The organism is Streptomyces sp. NPDC058964 (assembly GCF_042741275.1).
In the GTDB taxonomy this organism is placed as follows: Bacteria; Actinomycetota; Actinomycetes; order Streptomycetales; family Streptomycetaceae; genus Streptomyces.
Genome location: NZ_JBHYKH010000006.1, coordinates 26,888 through 43,962 on the forward strand (window position 1 = coordinate 26,888; position 17,075 = coordinate 43,962).

Genomic DNA, 17,075 nt, shown 5'->3' on the forward strand with positions numbered 1-17,075 from the left:
GGAGCGACCCTGTGTTTCGTCAATGCTTCCGACCAAGGAAGTCGAGGTCGCCCGGGCGGGCGGGGCGGGATCAGATGATCCTGGTGTCGCCCTCACGGGCGGTGTCGGTGGACCGGCCGAAGGCCGCCGCGGCGCGCACGGTCGCCGACTCGCGGGAGAGCGTGGACCCGACGCGGGTGACGAGCAGTTCGCGCACCCGTGCCTCGCGGGCGATCCCGCCGGCATCCTCCGGGGTGAGATGGACCCGTTCGCCTTCGCGATGGACGTCGAGGTCCGCCTCGCGCAGGAACACATCGATCAGGCACCCCGCTTTCCCAAGGCATCTGCCCGATGTCCCCGCGCATGCCTTAGACCCACGATGACCAGGCATGACGACCTCCTGGAGCGTGACCCGCCTCCTCCGCGACCGCAACGCGGCGCTCTACCTCACCGGCGTCGTGGTGTCCGGCTTCGGCAGTTCCGCGCTGTGGCTCGTGTCGGGTGTGTGGGTCAAGGACCTCACCGGTTCCAACGGCCTCGCCGCCCTGTGCACCGCCGCCCTCTGGGCCCCCACCCTCGTCGGCCCCGCCCTCGGCACCCTCGCCGACCGCGTCCGCCGCAAACCCCTTCTGATCTGGATGAACCTCGGTCTCGGCACCCTCCTGCTCCCCCTGTGGACCGTCGACTCCCCCACCGGTGTCGGGCTTCTCTTCACCGTCCTCTTCCTCTACGGCGCCGCAGGCGTCGTGGAGGACGCGGCCAACTCCGCCCTCGTCGTCGCCGCCGTCGACCCCGTACTCCTCGGCGGCTTCAACGGGCTGCGGATGACCGCCCGCGAGGGCATGAAGCTGGTCGCGCCGCTGGCCGGCGCCGCGCTGTACACGGCGTACGGCGGGCCGAGCGTGGCGCTGCTGGATGCCCTCACCTTCGTGCTGTCGGCCGGGCTGTGCGCGCTGCTCCGGGTGCGCGAGGAACGCCCCGAGCCTGCCACCGAGAGCTGGTGGCGGCAGACCGCCGAGGGCGCCCGCCTGGTCTGGGCGCACCCGGCGCTCCGTCCGCTCGTCGCGGCCGGCGGTACGACGATGTGCCTCACCTCGCTCGGCAGCAGCATGAACTACGCCGTCGTGGACGCCCTCGGCCGTTCCCCGGCCTACACGGGTGTGATGTACGCCGCCCAGGGCGTGGGCTCCGTCGCGGTCGGGCTGGTCTCCGGGCCGGCGCTGCGGCGGCTCGGCGAGCGCCGGTTCGCCGCCTACGGGATCGCGCTGACGGCGGTCGCGGTGGCCGCGCGGGCGGTGCCGTACGAGGCGGTGGTGCTGGTGTGCAGCGCGGCGGGCGGGCTCGGACTGCCCTGCGTGCTGATCGCCGCATGCACAGCCGTACAGCGCGAGATCCCGTCCGCCGCGCTGGGGCGGGCGGCCGCGACCGCCGACACGCTGATGTTCGCACCGAACGTGATCGGGCTGGCGGTTGGGGCCGCGCTGGTCGAACTCGTCGGCCATCGGATGCTGTTGGTGTTTCTCGGAGTGGCGCTGCTGGCTCCGGCCGGGGCACTCGCTCAGCGCCGGGTGAGCAGCGCCTCCCGCACCGCGGACAGGTCCTCGTCCGACGCCAACCCGGCGTGATACAGCCGCAGTTCGGTCGCCCCGAGCTCCCGCGCGCGGGCCGCGTCCGCCCGCAGGGTGCCGGGGCTGCCGCCCATCCCGGAGACCACGGTGATGTTGGCGGCGAGGACGGTGCCCTCCTGGCGGTGTCCGGCGAACGGCGTCAGCAGACCCGCGCCGCCCGTACAGGGCACGACCACGCCGTCCGCGACGGACAGGACGCGGGCGGGGTCCACTCCGGCGTTGGCACCGCAGTGGTACGGCACCGGGTCCGCGTGGAGGAGCACCTGGAAGCCGTCGGGCGTGGCCGCCCGGACCGCGGCGACTGCCTCCTCCTGGAGCGTGCGAGCGGTCTCGTCGCGCCACGCGCGCGTGGCGGCGGCCCGCCGGTCGCCCAGGAGCTTCTCCACGCCGGCCCAGCCCGCCTCGTCGGGGGCGCCCCGCCACAGCGGCTCCAGGGCGGCCCGTACGGCGGAGGCCAGTTCGCCGGCCTCCAGGCCCTGTCCGCCGTACCCGTCCCGGCAGGCGGGGCAGAAGCAGAGCGACATCAGGTACTGCCCCGCCTCCCCCAGGCCGACCCCGCCGGTCTTGTCGTGGGCGTGCAGATGGGCCAGTCCGTACCAGCCGAGGGACTCCAGCTCGGTGCCCCGGGCGCCCGGCCGGACGGCGGCCTCGGCGGCGAGGCCGACGAGGTACGCGCGCGTGGCGGGCTGCGCGATGCACGGCGCCCACGGGTAGCGGTCGCCGTAGGCGTTGACGACCGAGGTGCCCGGGTGCTCGGCGCCCAGGCGGGAGTTGTGCGCGAGGACGACCCAGCTGTGCACCTCCAGACCGGCCCGCGCGAGTGCCTCGGCCGCCTCGCCGTAGGCGTCCCCGGGCGCCCAGTCCCCGGCCGGGTACGGGCGTATGGTCCGGCCCGCCCAGCGGTCACCGGCCGGGTACAGCACGGCCGCGTGCCCGGCGGTGACGATGCGGTGCCGGGGGTGGCGGGGGGTCAGCGCGCGCGTGGAGTGGTAGGCGGCCGCGAGGGTCACCTGTGTCACGCCGAGCGCGGCGATCCGCGCGGGCGCCTCCGGGTCCCCGTTGACGTCCCAGGGGTAGACGAACGCCGCTGCCTTCACGCGCCCTCCTCCAGCAGCGCGTACCCGCGCTCGATCAGCCGGGCGAGCTGCTCGACGTGGTCCTCGGCCGGCTCCTGCAGCGGGGGCCGCACCTCCCCCACGTCCAGCCCGCGCAGGCGTACGCCCGCCTTGACGAGGGCGACGGCGTAGCCGCGGCCCAGGGCGCGGAGTTCGGCGAACGGGCGGTAGAAGCCGTCCAGGAGGCGGTGCGCGATGGCCTCGTCGCCCGACTCCAGCGCCCGGTGGAAGGCGAGGGCGATCCCGGGCGCGAAGCAGAACACGGCGGAGGAGTAGAGGGTGATGCCGAGCGCGCGGTAGGCGAGCTGGGTCAGCTCGGCGGTGGGCAGGCCGTTGAAGTACAGGAAGTCGCCCGGCACCTCGGTCCGCACGGCGCTGACGACGCGCTGCATGAGGTCGAGGTCGCCGAGGCCGTCCTTGAAGCCGATGATCCCGTCGGTGCGCGCCAGTTCGACCACGGTGGACGGGGTGAACACCGCGTTGTCCCGCTGGTAGACGATGACGGGCAGGTCCGCGGCCGCGGCCATCGCGCGGTAGTGCCGCAGCAGCCCCTCCTGGCCGGCGACGACGAGGTACGGGGGCATGGCGAGCAGCCCGTCGGCGCCCGCCTCCCGGGCGAGCCGCGCGTACCGGACGGCGAGCGCGGTGCCGTACCCGGCTCCGGCCACGACCGGCACCCGCCCGTCGGCCGCTTTGACGGCGACCCGTACGCAGGCCTCGAACTCCTCGGGCAGCAGCGCGTGGAACTCCCCGGTGCCGCAGCAGGCGAACACGGCCGCGGCGCCCGCGTCGACACCGCGGCGGACATGGGTGCGGTAGACGTCGAGGTCGACGGAGCCGCCGGTGCCGTAGGCCGTGACGGGGAAGAACAGCGGCCCGCTCGGGGCATGGAGTCGGGCGGCGAGAGGGGCTGGCGTCACGGGCGCTCCCTGTCGGTGCATGTCTGTGATCGGCGTCTATATTTCTGAACGCGCCCACGCTACGGGCCCCCTCGGGGCCGGTCAAGCGGACAAGCGAGCGACACGGGGTCGGATCTCCGCACTCCACACCACACTTGACTCGCCGGGCCGCCAATCCCTAGCGTGTCCATGAATGTGAATGCCATGCATGAATGCGATCGTTGAGTCGATGTCGTCGAGTCAAGGAGACCGTGGATGCCCGCCCCCCGCACCGTCCTGCTCACCGGCGCCGCCGGCGGGCTCGGCACCCTGATGCGGTCCCTGCTCCCGGAGTACGGCTACGAGCTGAGGCTGTTCGACGTGCGCCCCGTCGAGGGGGAGCCGGACGCGATCACCGCGGACCTCTCCGACAAGGCGGCCCTGCGCGAGGCGGTCCGGGGCGTCGACGCGGTCCTGCACCTCGCGGGCATCTCCCTGGAAGCGCCCTTCGAGAAGATCCTCCGGTCGAACATCGAGGGCACCTACAACCTCTACGAGGCGGCCCACCAGGAGGGCGTGCCGCGCATCGTCTTCGCCTCGTCCAACCACGCCGTCGGTTTCACCCCGGCGCCCCGGCCCGGCGACCCGCTCATCCCGATCGACACGCCGCGCCGCCCGGACACCTTCTACGGCCTGTCCAAGTCCTTCGGCGAGGACCTGGCCCAGTTCTACTGGGACAAGCACGGTCTGGAGACCGTCTCCGTGCGCATCGGCTCCTGCTTCCCGGAGCCGACCGGTGTCCGCATGCTCTCGGTCTGGATGAGCCCCGCCGACGGCGCCCGTCTCTTCCACGCGGCCCTCACCGCCGAGGACGTCGGCCATACCGTCGTCTACGGCTCCTCCGCCAACACCCGCCTGTGGTGGGACCTGACGACGGCGCGGGCGCTCGGCTACGAGCCTCAGGACGACTCCGAGCCGTACGCCGAGAAGCTGATCGCCGAGCACGGCGAGCTGGACCCGGAGAACCCGGCCCACGGCCACCTCGGCGGGCACTTCGTCAACGACCCGCCGATCTGGCCCTGCTGAGCCGGGCTCACGCGGTCCTCCCGTTCGTTACGGGACCACCACGATCTTCCGGCCCGCCCCGGACGCGAACCGGTCCAGCGCCTGGGGGTACCCGTCCAGCGGCACACGGTCGCTGATGAAGACCTCGGGATCCAGGACCCCGTTCGCGAACAGCTCCGCCGCGCGTTCGAAGCTGTGCAGGACGGCCATCGAACCGGTGATGGTGATCTCTGAGTTGTAGATGCGGTACGGGTCGATCGTCACCCTCGTCGCGTAGTCGGCCACCCCGAACTGCAGGAACGTGCCCGCCCTGGCCACCCGGTCCAGCCCGTCCTGGATCGCCGCCGCGTTCCCGGTCGCGTCGACCACGACGTCCCAGCCCTGCGGCCGGTCCAGCTCGTCCGCGTTCGCGGCGCAGGCCGAGACGCCGAGCAGGCGGGCCGTCTCCAGGCGGGCGGGGTTCACGTCCACGACGTCCACGCTCGCCGCGCCCGTACGTTTGGCCAGCTCAAGCATCATCAGGCCCATGGTCCCGGAACCGTAGATCAGGACATGGGCGCCCAGGCGCGAGCGCAGGACGTCGTAGCCGCGCACCGCGCACGACAGCGGCTCCACCAGGGCCGCGTCCTGCGTGCGGACGTGCTCGGGGAGCTTCACGCAGTTGGCCACCGGAGCCAGCGCGAACTGCGCGGCCCCGCCGGCCGTCGTCACGCCGATCGCCGCCCACCGCTCGCAGAGGTTGTTGTGGCCCGTACGGCAGTGACGGCACTCGTAGCAGTACAGCGACGGGTCCACCGCCACCCGGTCGCCGACCGCGAGCTCGGTGACCCGGGTGCCCACGCCGACCACCTCGCCCGCGAACTCGTGCCCGGGGACGATCGGCAGCTTGGGCGCGAACTCTCCCTGGAGGATGTGCAGGTCGGTGCCGCAGAGCCCGCAGGCCGCCACCTCGACGACCACCTCGCGCGGCCCCGGCGTCGGGTCGGGGACCTCGGTGACGACGGCGCGGCCCACGGACTCGATCACGGCGGCCTTCATTTCACGGCTCCCAACGACAGGCCCTGGACCAGCTTGTCCTGGGCGGCGAACCCCGCGGCGAGCACCGGCAGGGAGATGACCAACGAGGCGGCGCACACCTTGGCCAGGAACAGGCCCTGGCTGGTGATGAAGCCGGTCAGGAAGACGGGGGCGGTCTCGGCGACCACGCCCGTCAGCACCCGGGCGAAGAGCAGCTCGTTCCAGCTGAAGATGAAGCAGATCAGGGCCGTGGCGGCGATCCCGGGGAGGGCGATGGGGGCCACGACCCGGGCCAGGATCGTCGGCAGCCGTGCCCCGTCCACCCGGGCCGCCTCGATCACGGCGACCGGCACCTCCGCGAGGAACGACTGCATCATCCACACCGCGATCGGCAGGTTCATGGAGGTGTAGAGGACGACCAGCAGCCAGACGTTGTCCAGCATGTGCGCGTTCTTGGCGAACAGATAGATCGGCAGCAGGCCCGCCACCACCGGCAGCATCTTCGTCGACAGGAAGAAGAACAGGACGTCCGTCCACTTCCTCACCGGGCGGATCGACAGCGCGTACGCCGCCGGGAGCGCCAGCAGCAGCACGCACACCGTCGAGACCACCGACGCCACGCTCGAGTTGATCAGCGCGGGCCAGGGGCTCGCCCCGCCGCCCGTGCCGAAGAACTCGCGGTAGCCGTCGAGGGTGAGGGCGGCCGTGAAGGACGGCGGGTTGGTCGCCGCGTCCGCCTCCGAGTGGAGGGACGTCAGGGCCATCCAGGCGATGGGGAGGAAGAAGACGACGCCCGCCAGCCAGGCCACCAGGCCCAGGCCGAGTCCTCTGCGTCGTACGGCCGTTGTGGTCATGCGCGGGACACCTCCTCGCGGAACAGCGACGACACCACCCGCAGGGCGAAGGTCGCGATGACGATCGAGCCGATGACCACCAGGACACCCGCGGCCGAGGCGAGGCCGTTCTCGTGGGCCTGGTAGAAGTTCTGGTAGACGGTGTAGGGCAGGTTGGCGGTGCCGAGGCCGCCGGACGTGATCGTGAAGACCGCGTCGAAGTTCTGGACGATGTAGATCGAGCCGAGCAGGGCACCGAGTTCGAGATAGCGGCGCAGGTGCGGCAGCGTGAGGTGGCGGAAGACCTGCCAGTCGCTCGCGCCGTCCACCCGCGCCGCCTCGATCTGCTGCTGGTCGCGGCTCTGCAGGCCGGCCAGCAGGATCAGCATCATGAACGGCGTCCACTGCCACACCAGCGAGGCCTCGACCGCGAGCAGCGGAGTGTTCGAGATCCAGTCCGGCTGGGGACCGCCGACGTAGTGCAGCAGGCCGTTGAGCAGGCCGTACTCGGGGTTGTAGAGGACGTGTTTCCACAGCAGCGCCGCGGCGACCGGGACCACCAGGAACGGGGCGATCAGCAGGGTGCGCACGACACCGCGGCCGCGGAACCTCCGGTCGAGGAGCAGGGCCAGCGCCAGGCCGAGGACCAGGCTGGCCAGGACCACCGCCGCCGTCAGCAGCACCGTCGTCCACACCGAGTGGCGCAGGTCGGTGTCCGTCAGGACCTGGCGGTAGTTGTCCAGGCCGGTGAAGCGGCGGGCCTTGGGGTAGAGGGCGTTCCAGTCGAAGAAGGAGATCACCAGCGTCGCCACGAACGGGAGCTGGGTCACGGCGATCATGAAGACGAGGGCGGGCAGGAGCGGGGCCCGGGTGGCCCAGGCGCGCAGGCGGGTGGAGGGCCTGTGTGCCGTACGGGCGGGAGCGGTCGCCGGTGGCGCTGTCGTGGTCGCGGTCATCGTCCCTCGTACTCCTTGGAGATCTTCTCGGCGAGCTGCTGGGACTTGCTCAGGGCCGACTCGACGGACTGGCGTCCGGCGATGGCCGCGCTGATCTCCTGGGAGACCTTGGTACCGAGGTCGGTGAACTCGGGGATGCCGACGAACTGGATGCCGGGCGCGGGGCGCGGCTGCACGCCGGGATCGTTCGGGCGGGCGTTCTCGATGGCGTCCTTCGTCATGTCCTGGAAGGCCGCCGCCTCCTTCCGGTAGGCCACGTTCGTGTACGTCGACGCGCGCTTGCCGGCCGGGACGTCCGACCAGCCGCTGGTGTCGCCGACCAGTTGCTCGTACTGCCTGCTCGACGCCCAGGAGACGAACTTCCAGGCCTTGTCCGGGTTGCGGGAGGCCTTCTGGATGCCCCAGGCCCAGGTGTAGAGCCAGCCGGACGAGTCCGTCTTCTCCACGGGGGCGGGCGCGTAGCCGAGCTTGCCCTTGACCGGGGACCCGGCCGCCTCCAGCAGGCCCGCCGCCGACGTGGCGTCGTACCACATGGCGACCTTGCCCTGGGTCATGTTGTTGAGGCACTCGGCGAAGCCTGACTGGGCCGCTCCGGACTCACCGTGCGCACGGACCAGGCCGACATAGAACTTTGTCGCCTTCTCGAACCCGGGCGAGTCGAGGTGTGCCTTCCAGTCCTTGTCGAACCAGGTGCCGCCGAAGGTGTTGACGACGGTGGTGAGGGGCGCCATCAGCTCGCCCCAGCCGGGCAGACCGCGCAGGCAGATGCCCTTCATGCCGGGCTCGGCGCCGTCGGCCTTCGCGGCCAGGTCGGCCACCTGGGTCCAGGTCGGGTGCGCCGGCATCGTCAGACCCTTCTTGGCGAACACGTCCTTGCGGTACATCAGGAAGGACGACTCGCCGTAGAAGGGCTGGCCGTAGAGTCTGCCGTCGTCGCCGGTCAGGGACTGGCGCATCGGCTCGAGGACGTCCTGTTCGTCGTACCCCGGGTCCTTGGCGACGTACGCGTTCATCCCGTGCAGCCAGCCGTTGCGGGCGTAGATCGGTATCTCGTAGTTGGAGAGCGTGGCCACGTCGTACTGGCCGGCCTGGTTGGCGAAGTCCTGGCTGATCTTGTCGCGGACGTCGTTCTCGGGCAGGACGGTGAAGTTGACCTTGATGCCGGTCTCTTTGGTGAAGTGGGCCGCGGTGAGCTTCTGCAGCTCGGTCATCTGGGGGTTGTTGACCATCAGGACGTTGATGGAGTCACCGCCGGAACCGGCCCCGCCCGCACCGACCCAGCAGCCGGAGAGCAGTGGGGCGAGCAGCGTCCCTGCGGCGGCCATGGCGAGCGCGGCTCGCGGCCTCCGTCGGCTCTGGGTGCGCATCGATCGCTCCTGGACGTAGAGGGAGTGGACGTAGAGGGAGTGGACGTAGAGGGACATAAGGGGTGCCGGTGGGCGCGCGTGTGCCCTGCGTGGTGGTGGGCCGGTGCCTCAGACCCGGATGACCTGGGGTCCCAGCAGCGAATAGCGATGGGCTTCGGACGCCGGGAGGAGCGTGCTCGTCACGATCGTCTCCAGCGCGCCGATCTCGGCGAACCGGCAGAAGCTGACCGCGCCGAACTTGGTGTGCACGCCCGCGAAGACCGTGCGTCGTGCGGCGCGGACGGCCTGGGCCTTGACCTCACTGACCGCGGGGTCGGGGGTGGTCAGGCCGTGTTCGCGGGAGATGCCGTTGGCGCCGATGTAGGCGAGGTCGAGGACGAAGCCCGCGAGCATCTTCGTCGTCCAGTGGTCGACGGTCGCCAGGGTGCCGGGGCGGACCCGGCCGCCGAGGAGCAGGACCGAGACGTGCTCGGCCTCGGCGAGGACGCCCGCGACCGGGAGGGAGGCGGTGACCACGGTCAGCGGTCGGCCCCCCGGCAGGGCTTCGGCGATGAGCTGCGGGGTGAAGCCCTCGTCGACGAAGACCGTCTCCGCGTCCCCGAGCAGCTCGGCCGCGGCGGTGGCGATCCGGCGTTTCTCGGGCACGTGGCTGGTGGCGCGGAAGGCGAGCGTCGTCTCGAAGCCGGCGCTCTCCACGGGATACGCGCCGCCGTGGGTGCGGCGGATCAGGCCGTGGTCCTCCAGGACCCGAAGATCGCGCCGGACGGTCTCCTTGGCCACGCCCAGCTCGGCGGCGAGCGCGGTGACGTCGACCGAGCCGCCGGCGCGAGCGGCCCGCACGATCTCGCGCTGGCGTTCTTCCGCCGTCCTGGTGGTCAATTTCGTCACCTTCTTCCCCACGGGAGCTGCCCGTTCGGGCCCATGGGGGAAGTTCTACAGCGGGTGCGCGGCGCTGACCAGGTCTGTTGCGGGCCCGATGCTGCCCGTGTGTGCCCGTTCACCGAGTGCTGTGCCCGTCTCGGACCTGCGCCGCCGTGGGGCGGGAGGTGAGAGCGGGCGGCGTTCGTGCCCGCATGCGGGGGCGGACGGGCCCGTTCGGTGCCCGCCCGCCCTCGCGAACGATCGTTTCCCGCCGCCTCCGTAGGCCTCCGGCACGCCTCCCGCACACCCTCGGCATGCCTTCGGCACGGCTTCGGCATGGCCCCGCGGCTCCTGGCGGCTCCGGGACGCGGTGCATTCAGGTCGCCTCGGCCACGCGCCGGCCGGAGCAGCCCCGGCATGCCACGCCCCAGGGATTCTCCCGCACCGAACGGCCCGACGGCACCGTGACGATCACCCACCACGGCCGCCCCGCCGGAACGCTCCGCGGCCCCAGGTCCGACCGGTTCCGTGCCGAAGTGGTGGCCGCCGGCCCCAGCTCGTGATGGCGCGCTGGACCGGGAACCACCGGCGCGGCAACGAACGCACCGCCCGCGACCACCCCCGCGACGCCGGGTCCGCCGAATGGGCGCCGGGTAAGGGAACGGTAAAGCGACCCCGCTCGTTCACCCGGCATGACAGCTATGACCCCTGGCTCGAACGTGCCCCTGTCCGCCGCCCGCGTGACGGTGGACGTCGCCGCCCCGGTGCGGCTCGACGTATCGGGCCTGCTGCTCACCGGCGACGGCAAGGTGCGCTCCGACGACGACTTCATCTTCTACAACCAGCCCACGGGGCCGGGCGTGACCTACCGCTCGGGCGGCGGGGCGGCGCCCGACGCGATCATGGTCGACACCGCCGCCGTGCCCCCGGGCATCGAGAAGATCGTGGTCACCGCGAGCCCGGACGCCGCCGGCCAGACCTTCCAGGGCATCGAACCGACGGCCACGATCCGCAACGCGGACGACAACAGCGTCCTCGCGACGTTCACACCCCCGCAATTGGGCTCCGAGACGGCGCTGGTGGTCGTGGAGATCTATCTGCGCAACGGCGCGTGGAAGGCCCGCGCCGTCGGCCAGGGCTACGCGAACGGGCTCGCGGGCATCGCGACCGACTTCGGCGTGACGGTGGAGGAACCGGCTCCGGCCCCCGTGACGCCGCCGCAGCCGGTGGCACCGCAGCCGCCGGTGGCACCGCAGCCGCCGGCTGCGCAGCCGTCGATGGCGCCCCCGCCGCCCGCCGCCCCGCCGGCCCCCGCCCCCGGCGCCGGGAAGGTCAATCTCGACAAGGGCCGGGTCAGCCTCCAGAAGAACCAGACCGTGTCGCTGGTCAAGGGCGGCCGCCCGCTGCTCTCCCAGGTGAAGATGGGCCTGGGCTGGGAGCCGGCGTACCGCGGCAAGGACATCGACCTGGACGCCTCGGTCATCGCCTACGGCCCGCAGCGCAACCACGTCGACAGCTGCTACTTCGGCAAGCTGCAGATCCTGAACGGCGCGGTCAAGCACTCCGGTGACAACCTCACGGGCGAGGGCGGGGGCGACGACGAGGTCATCGCGGTCGACCTCGGCCGCCTCCCCCAGGAGGTGACCGGTCTGGTCTTCACCGTCAACTCCTTCTCCGGCCAGAAGTTCACGGAGGTCGCCAAGGCCTACTGCCGCCTCCTGGACGCCTCGACCGGGGAGGAGCTGGTCCGCTTCGACCTCACCAACGCCGAGCCGCAGACGGGCGTGATGATGGCGAAGCTCGTCCGGCAGTTCTCCGGCGAGTGGGACATGACCGCGATGGGCGACTTCGTCAAGGCCCGCACGGTACGGAACATGGTCAAACCGGCGGCCGAGGCGCTGTAGCCACTCGTACGACGCGTGCGGGGCGCCCCCGGCTCCGGGGGCGCCCCGTCGTCGGCCCCGCTCCAGTGGTGCACCTTCTCCAGGCCGGCGTTCACCCACTGCTCGGAGCCGTCCCGCTTGAACCCGGTGTCAGACATCGGATTGGGCGCGGACAAGGGTGTGGCCCGCACCCCCTGAGCGTAGAAGTGCGGGCCACGACTGTGGGGCACGCGCGGCTCAGGCGGTCCAGGGCCAGTCGGCGTCCCGGGCCGCCTCGAGCAGCGGCACCATCCGGAAGGCCGCGTCCGAGAGGCCGCCGAAGGTGTGCCGGTTGCCCTTGCCCGACGGGCCGTGGCCCGCCCGGTAGCCGGCCAGGTTCCAGGTGTAGACCGGGACGTCGGCCGGGACCTGCTCGGTCGGCTCGCCGTGGACGTTGTACGCGTACTGCTCGTCGGTGATGATCAGTACCCGGTCCTGCCCCCGGTAGTGCGCGCGGATCGCCGAGGTGGTGTCGGTACCGCCCAGGTCGCCGAAGCGCCCCAGGATCTTCAGCACCGACTCGCCCTTGTCGAACGCCAGGCGCCGGCTCGTGGTGCCGAACTCGACGAGGTCGGCGTCCTTTGCCCGCACCGCGAGCGCCGTGCCGAAGATCGCCGCCGCGTCGGCCCGGTTGAGCTCCGAGCGGTCGGACAGCCGCGCCCACATCGAGCCCGAGCGGTCGACGAGCACCAGCGTGCGTCCGGGCAGCGCGGGCACATTGGCCAGCGAGTGGCCGAGCGCCTGCTCCAGCGGGTACGCCCAGCGCAGCGACGGGGCGTGCTGGTACGCGGCCAGGTACCGGAAGGGGTACTGGCGCGAGCGCGCCACCTCCGCCGGGTCGCTGATCTTCGCGGCGACCCTGGCGGCGACCTCGTCCGACACTCCCGCCTCGTCGAAGTTCCGCAGGTTGCGGACCAACGCCATCGCGCCCATGGACGGGATCACGGCCTCCCAGGCCGCCTTGTCCATCGGGCCCTGCAACCAGCCGGCCAGCGCCTCCCAGGTGATCCCGGCGGCCGCGAGGCGCTCGGCGCCGTCGGCCGCAGTCACGACCGCCCGCCGCTGCTCGACCGGCACCGCCATCAGCTCGCGGTGCGCGGTGAGCACACGGTTGGAGGCGGGCGGCGCGGCGGTGTCCGGGTTGTGCCGGCGGTCCAGTGCGTACTGGAACAGCTCGCCCTGCCACGGCTTGTCCGGGTCCGGCGCAGCGTGCACCAGGTTGAGGATGTCGCCGAAGCGGTAGCCCTTGGACGCGGTGTCGTACTTCAGCAGCGACTTGCCGTGGTAGAGCCGTCGTACGGCGTCGGCGATGCCACGCTTGACCGGCTTGGGGACGGCGCGGCCGTAGGTCGCGGTCCAGTAGGCGAGCAGCTCGCCGGGCTCGTCCGGGCGCTGGAGCACGGAGGCGACGACCTGCCGGTTGGCGGGACCGTCGGTGACCCCGGCCTCGAGGCGGGCCTTCACGTACTCGGCGGCACCCACGATCGCGGCCGTACGGATGTTGCCCTCGCCGCGCAGCCAGCCGAGCAGGCCGGCCGTCCACGACGGGTCGGAGACGGCGAGCTCGCGCACGAGCGCGGCGAACCGGTCGTCGCGGGCCGCGCCGCTCTCGTAGAAGGTCTGCTGCGAGACGAAGTTGGCGACGGCGAGCAGAAAGAGCTCGGAGCGCGCCTCCCGCTCGTGACCGCGGCCGCCCTCGTACGTACGGAGCACTCGTCCCGTGGACGTCACCCGCGAGGCCGGCTGCGCCTTGGCGGCCTTCGTGTTGAATCGCGACATGCTGAATTCCCCCGAATTCATTTCCGTTCCGGAGGGAGACGCAGCAAAGGGAGGGTGTCCGAGATCAGGGGTCGGCGACGGTCCTATTCACCCGGCGCGTCTTCCATTTCCGCCACATCGACCGGAGAATCGACGACGGGATTCGAACCCGCAACATACCGTGCCCCGAAGTATCCGCTGCCTGCGCACCGGGCACCCACCTTGAGCTGCGCCTCCCGAGATCAAGTCGGCTGCGGCACGGGATTCTCTTTGCAAAAGAAGTAGCCACTGCCCGCGCACCGGGAGGTGCATGAAGTTGTGGTGTCCAGAGTTCGAGGTCGGCGGAACCGACAAAGGTGCTCTAACCCCTGAGCTACACCGGCCCGTTGTACCGGTGACGGGACTCGAACCCGCGGCCGCCCCATTATGAGTGGAAGTAGGTCCTGCCTTCGCACCTGGACGTTCATCACTCTAGGAGGCGCGCACGGGACGAGCGAGCGAATTAATTCCCGCCCGGATTCCGGTCCGTGGTTCAGCCGCGCCGCTGACGCTTCCAGGGCCCGGTGATGGCCAGCATGATGCCCGGCTCCTGGATGTTGGCGAACAGGGTCCTGCCGTCGGGTGAGAAGGTGACGCCCGTGAACTCGCTGTACCCGGGCTCCTCCTCGGTGCCGATGTTCAGCTCGTTGCGGGCGATGGGGTAGGTGCGGCCGCCGTCGGTGGCGCCGAAGAGGTGCTGGACGCCCTCGCCGTCCTCGGCGATGACGAGGCCGCCGTACGGGGAGACGGTGATGTTGTCGGGGCCGTCGAAGGCGCCGTCGGCATCGGGGCCTCCCCTGGAAGGGCCGGGGTTGACGCCGAGCAGGACCTTGAGCGTGAGGGTACGGCGCTTGGGGTCGTAGAACCAGACCTGGCCGTCGTGCTGGACGGGGCTCTCCTCACGGGCGTACGAGGAGACGATGTAGGTGCCGCCGTCGCCCCACCACATGCCCTCCAGCTTGCGGGCACGGGTGACCTGGCCGGCGGTGAACTGCTTGCGGACGGAGGTCGCCCTCGCGTCGCGGTCCGGGACGTCCACCCAGTCCACCCCGTACACCGTGCCGGCCTTCGTGGCCCGGGAGAGGTCGTCGACGTACTTGCCGCCGGAGTCGAAGCACTTGAAGGCCTGCAGGACGCCCGCGTCGTCGGCCAGGGTGCGCAGCCTGCCGCGGCCGTGGTGGAAGTGCTCCGGCGGGGTCCAGCGGTAGAGCAGGCCGTTGGGGCCGGCCGCGTCCTCGGTGAGGTAGAGGTGGCCGCGCTTGGGATCGACCACGACCGCCTCGTGGGCGTAGCGGCCGAGGGCCTTGATCGGCTTGGGGGCGCGGTTGGCCCGGTGGTCCTCGGGGTCGACCTCGAAGACGTAGCCGTGGTCCTTGGTCATGCCGTTCTGGCCGGCCTTGTCCTCGGTCTCCTCGCAGGTGAGCCAGGTGCCCCAAGGGGTGTTGCCGCCCGCGCAGTTGGTGGAGGTACCGGCGATGCCGACCCATTCGGCGACCTTGTCGTGACGCACCTCGACGACCGTGCAGCCTCCGGCGGCGGCCGGGTCGTAGACGAGGCCCTCGGTGAGCGGCACCGGGTACTTCCAGTCGGCGCGGGGGCCCTTCAGCTCGTGGTTGTTGACGAGCAGGACGGCGCCGCGGGGGCCGTCGAAGGTGGCGGTGCCGTCGTGGTTGGAGGGGGTGAACTCGCCCGACTCCAGCTTGGTCCTGCCGCTGTAGGTGATGATCCGGTACTTGAACCCGGCGGGGAGCGCGAGGATGCCGTCGGGGTCGGGGACCAGGGGCCCGTATCCGACTCCGCCGTGCGGGGCGGACACCTCTTCGCCGACGCTCTCGGTCTCCGCGGACGCGAGGGCGTTCGGTGCGGTGGCGAGGGCGCCGACGCTGCCCGCCAGCACGACCCCGGCACCGGTGATCGCGGAGTTTCTGGCGAAGTCCCTGCGGGTGAGCGACATGGTGTCTCCTGAAACGGTGGGAGTGCCGTGGGAGGGTGGCGGCCCCGGTCCGCGAAACGGTCCCGCTGCTCCCTGAACGGGAGTTGAACGCCGGGCGACCCCGACGGGCCCGATTCCATGAATCCGTATGCACCATCCCACGGGGCCCAAAAATCACCCGTGCCCGCAGAACCGGTCGGTGTCGTCCCCGTCCGGATCGCCTCCGGCCGCCGCCGGGGCTCAGTTCCCCTGCTGGGAGCGGGCCTTGAAGGCGGCCTTCCGGGCCTCCTTCGCGACCCTCTTGTCCGGGTGCAGGCGCCCCATCGCCTCCAGCACGTCCGCCGTGGCCGGGTGCTCCACACGCCAGGCCGCCGCGAAGAACCCGCCGTGCTGCTGGGCCAGGCCCTCCACCAGGGCCTGCAGCTCCTCGGAGTTGCCCTCGGCCTGGAGCTGTGCGGCGACCGTGTCGATGGTCAGCCAGAACACCAGCTCCTGCGACGGCGCCGGTACGCCGGAGGCGCCCCGCTCGCTCAGCCAGACCCGCGCCAGCCCGCCCAGTTCGGGGTCGTCGAGCACCTCCCGCAGCGCGGGTTCCGCCTCGGTGCCGACGAGGGACAGCGCCTGCTGGCAGCGGAGCCGGCGCAGCGGTGCCCCCGCATCGCCCCCGCGCGCGGCGGCGAGCAGCTCCCGGGCGGCGGCGAGGGGTTCGCGGCGCGTCAGCCACTGCTCGGTCTCGGCCTGGGCGGCCGCGGGCGGGAAGACGGAGGTGCCGTCGAGGAGCGCGTCGGCGCCCTTGTCGGCGAGTTCGCCGACCGCGGGTGCCTCGAACCCGGCCTCCAGCAGCCGGGCGCGCAGCCCGTACACGCCGAGCGGGGTGAGCCGGACCATGCCGTAGCGGGAGACGTCGGTCTCGTCGACGGGCGCCGACGGCTCCTCGTCGGCGTCGGCCATGAGCGCCTCGTCGACCGGCTGGTACTCCACGAGTCCGACCGGCTCCAGCGTCCGGAACTGGTCGTCGAGGCGCATCATCGCGTCGGAGACCTGTTCCAGGACGTCGTTGGTGGGCTCGCTCATGTCACTGGGCACGATCATGGACGCGGCCAGGGCGGGCAGCGGTACCGCGGCGCCGCCGGGAACCTCCTCCCCGGCGGTCAGCAGGTAGAGGTTTCCGAGGACGCCGTCGAGGAACTCCGCCTCGGCCTCGGGGTCCCAGCCGAGTGACGCGAAATCGACCTCGCCGCCCTCGTCCAGCGCGTCGACAAGTCCGTCCAGATCGGGCACGCTCGCGTCGGCGACGACGGCCTCCAGGGCGGCGAGCCACACGGCGAGCACGTCGTGCGGTGAGCCGCCGGTGAGCAGCGCCAGCTCCTGCCCCGCCGCCACGGTGCCGGCCTCCTCGTCGACGATCTCCACCAGACCGGTGTCGATGGCGACCCGCCATGCCTCGGCCGCGTACGCGGCGGCGTCGTCGCCGGTCAGCCCCAGTTCTCCGGCCGCGGCAGGCAGCTGTTCCTCGACCAGGCTGCCCCCGGCGTCCACCCTGGTTCCGGGCCCGGCCCAGCGGGCGATCCGGGCGGCCCGGGAGAGCACCGGCGTGGACAGCGCATCGCGCGCCAGCTCCGCTTCGGAGTGCAGCCGGACGGGCGGCAGGGGGGAGCTGTCTGACATCGGCTGTTTCTCCTCGGGCCATAAATGGACTCAGCCGCTCAGCCTAGACGGATTTC

The 17,075-nt window shown here is 71.8% G+C and carries 14 protein-coding genes and 1 pseudogene; 4 read left to right on the forward strand and 11 right to left on the reverse strand.

Annotated elements, in window-relative coordinates; translation table 11 throughout:
- Positions 1 to 70 precede the first annotated feature (70 nt).
- Positions 71 to 292 (reverse strand): hypothetical protein, encoded by a 222-nt coding sequence (locus ACFW2E_RS01465; RefSeq protein ID WP_384459582.1) that lies wholly within the window; start codon positions 290 to 292, stop codon positions 71 to 73.
- 76 nt (positions 293 to 368) lie between these two features.
- Here ACFW2E_RS01465 and ACFW2E_RS01470 point away from each other — a divergent pair, with 76 nt between their 5' ends.
- Positions 369 to 1,604 (forward strand): MFS transporter, encoded by a 1,236-nt coding sequence (locus tag ACFW2E_RS01470; RefSeq protein ID WP_384459585.1) that lies wholly within the window; start codon positions 369 to 371, stop codon positions 1,602 to 1,604.
- Here the strand turns inward: ACFW2E_RS01470 and ACFW2E_RS01475 are convergent.
- Together ACFW2E_RS01475 and ACFW2E_RS01480 are read right to left on the reverse strand one after the other, a co-directional pair.
- Entirely contained in the window at positions 1,538 to 2,704 is a 1,167-nt protein-coding gene (locus ACFW2E_RS01475) for a hypothetical protein (RefSeq protein ID WP_384459588.1), read from the reverse strand. The two genes, ACFW2E_RS01470 and ACFW2E_RS01475, sit on opposite strands and share 67 nt — an antisense overlap.
- Entirely contained in the window at positions 2,701 to 3,642 is a 942-nt protein-coding gene (locus ACFW2E_RS01480) for a 5-dehydro-4-deoxyglucarate dehydratase (RefSeq protein ID WP_384459591.1), read from the reverse strand. The genes ACFW2E_RS01475 and ACFW2E_RS01480 overlap by 4 nt, the downstream gene beginning before the upstream one ends.
- Positions 3,643 to 3,876: 234 nt before the next feature.
- Between ACFW2E_RS01480 and ACFW2E_RS01485 the strand changes: the two genes are divergently transcribed.
- Entirely contained in the window at positions 3,877 to 4,686 is an 810-nt protein-coding gene (locus ACFW2E_RS01485) for an NAD-dependent epimerase/dehydratase family protein (RefSeq protein ID WP_384459594.1), read from the forward strand.
- A gap of 27 nt (positions 4,687 to 4,713) precedes the next feature.
- On the opposite strand, the gene ACFW2E_RS01490 is transcribed toward ACFW2E_RS01485, so the two are convergent.
- From ACFW2E_RS01490 to ACFW2E_RS01510, 5 genes are all read right to left on the reverse strand, one after another.
- A complete protein-coding gene (locus ACFW2E_RS01490; protein WP_384459597.1) occupies positions 4,714 to 5,703 on the reverse strand; it encodes a zinc-dependent alcohol dehydrogenase family protein in 990 nt (329 codons plus the stop codon).
- Positions 5,700 to 6,536: a carbohydrate ABC transporter permease gene (locus tag ACFW2E_RS01495; RefSeq protein ID WP_384459600.1), complete on the reverse strand. Its 837-nt coding sequence runs from the start codon at positions 6,534 to 6,536 to the stop codon at positions 5,700 to 5,702. The genes ACFW2E_RS01490 and ACFW2E_RS01495 overlap by 4 nt, the downstream gene beginning before the upstream one ends.
- Positions 6,533 to 7,471: a carbohydrate ABC transporter permease gene (locus ACFW2E_RS01500; protein ID WP_384459603.1), complete on the reverse strand. Its 939-nt coding sequence runs from the start codon at positions 7,469 to 7,471 to the stop codon at positions 6,533 to 6,535. Before ACFW2E_RS01500 ends, ACFW2E_RS01495 begins: the two co-directional genes overlap by 4 nt.
- Positions 7,468 to 8,838 (reverse strand): ABC transporter substrate-binding protein, encoded by a 1,371-nt coding sequence (locus ACFW2E_RS01505; protein ID WP_384459669.1) that lies wholly within the window; start codon positions 8,836 to 8,838, stop codon positions 7,468 to 7,470. The genes ACFW2E_RS01500 and ACFW2E_RS01505 overlap by 4 nt, the downstream gene beginning before the upstream one ends.
- Before the next feature lie 108 nt (positions 8,839 to 8,946).
- Positions 8,947 to 9,717 (reverse strand): DeoR/GlpR family DNA-binding transcription regulator, encoded by a 771-nt coding sequence (locus ACFW2E_RS01510; RefSeq protein ID WP_384459606.1) that lies wholly within the window; start codon positions 9,715 to 9,717, stop codon positions 8,947 to 8,949.
- Between the two features lie 356 nt (positions 9,718 to 10,073).
- On the opposite strand from ACFW2E_RS01510, the pseudogene ACFW2E_RS01515 reads away from it, so the two are divergent.
- Both ACFW2E_RS01515 and ACFW2E_RS01520 read left to right on the forward strand, forming a co-directional pair.
- A pseudogene (locus tag ACFW2E_RS01515) lies at positions 10,074 to 10,327 on the forward strand (hypothetical protein); the annotation flags it as partial.
- A gap of 73 nt (positions 10,328 to 10,400) precedes the next feature.
- Entirely contained in the window at positions 10,401 to 11,603 is a 1,203-nt protein-coding gene (locus tag ACFW2E_RS01520) for a TerD family protein (protein ID WP_384459609.1), read from the forward strand.
- A gap of 216 nt (positions 11,604 to 11,819) precedes the next feature.
- Here the strand turns inward: ACFW2E_RS01520 and ACFW2E_RS01525 are convergent, their stop codons facing one another.
- The 3 genes from ACFW2E_RS01525 to ACFW2E_RS01535 form a co-directional block, all read right to left on the reverse strand.
- The gene (locus ACFW2E_RS01525) at positions 11,820 to 13,400 is read right to left on the reverse strand and encodes a TROVE domain-containing protein (protein WP_384459612.1); all 1,581 of its coding nucleotides are present in this window, start codon (positions 13,398 to 13,400) and stop codon (positions 11,820 to 11,822) included.
- Positions 13,401 to 13,911: 511 nt separating this feature from the next.
- Positions 13,912 to 15,372, reverse strand: coding sequence for an alkaline phosphatase PhoX (locus tag ACFW2E_RS01530; protein ID WP_384459615.1), 1,461 nt, complete (start codon positions 15,370 to 15,372; stop codon positions 13,912 to 13,914).
- Positions 15,373 to 15,591: 219 nt separating this feature from the next.
- Positions 15,592 to 17,019, reverse strand: a complete 1,428-nt coding sequence (locus tag ACFW2E_RS01535; protein WP_384459618.1) for a hypothetical protein — start codon at positions 17,017 to 17,019, stop codon at positions 15,592 to 15,594.
- Between the last annotated feature and the right edge of the window lie 56 nt (positions 17,020 to 17,075).

What these genes read in the sequence shown, in the direction of transcription:
- ACFW2E_RS01470 (WP_384459585.1), top strand. Translation starts at nt 369, where the DNA reads ATGACGACCTCCTGGAGCGTGACCCGCCTCCTCCGCGACCGCAACGCG.
- ACFW2E_RS01485 (WP_384459594.1), top strand. Translation starts at nt 3,877, where the DNA reads ATGCCCGCCCCCCGCACCGTCCTGCTCACCGGCGCCGCCGGCGGGCTC.
- ACFW2E_RS01490 (WP_384459597.1), bottom strand. Translation starts at nt 5,703, where the DNA reads ATGAAGGCCGCCGTGATCGAGTCCGTGGGCCGCGCCGTCGTCACCGAG.
- ACFW2E_RS01495 (WP_384459600.1), bottom strand. Translation starts at nt 6,536, where the DNA reads ATGACCACAACGGCCGTACGACGCAGAGGACTCGGCCTGGGCCTGGTG.
- ACFW2E_RS01500 (WP_384459603.1), bottom strand. Translation starts at nt 7,471, where the DNA reads ATGACCGCGACCACGACAGCGCCACCGGCGACCGCTCCCGCCCGTACG.
- ACFW2E_RS01505 (WP_384459669.1), bottom strand. Translation starts at nt 8,838, where the DNA reads ATGCGCACCCAGAGCCGACGGAGGCCGCGAGCCGCGCTCGCCATGGCC.
- ACFW2E_RS01520 (WP_384459609.1), top strand. Translation starts at nt 10,401, where the DNA reads ATGACCCCTGGCTCGAACGTGCCCCTGTCCGCCGCCCGCGTGACGGTG.
- ACFW2E_RS01525 (WP_384459612.1), bottom strand. Translation starts at nt 13,400, where the DNA reads ATGTCGCGATTCAACACGAAGGCCGCCAAGGCGCAGCCGGCCTCGCGG.
- ACFW2E_RS01530 (WP_384459615.1), bottom strand. Translation starts at nt 15,372, where the DNA reads ATGTCGCTCACCCGCAGGGACTTCGCCAGAAACTCCGCGATCACCGGT.
- ACFW2E_RS01535 (WP_384459618.1), bottom strand. Translation starts at nt 17,019, where the DNA reads ATGTCAGACAGCTCCCCCCTGCCGCCCGTCCGGCTGCACTCCGAAGCG.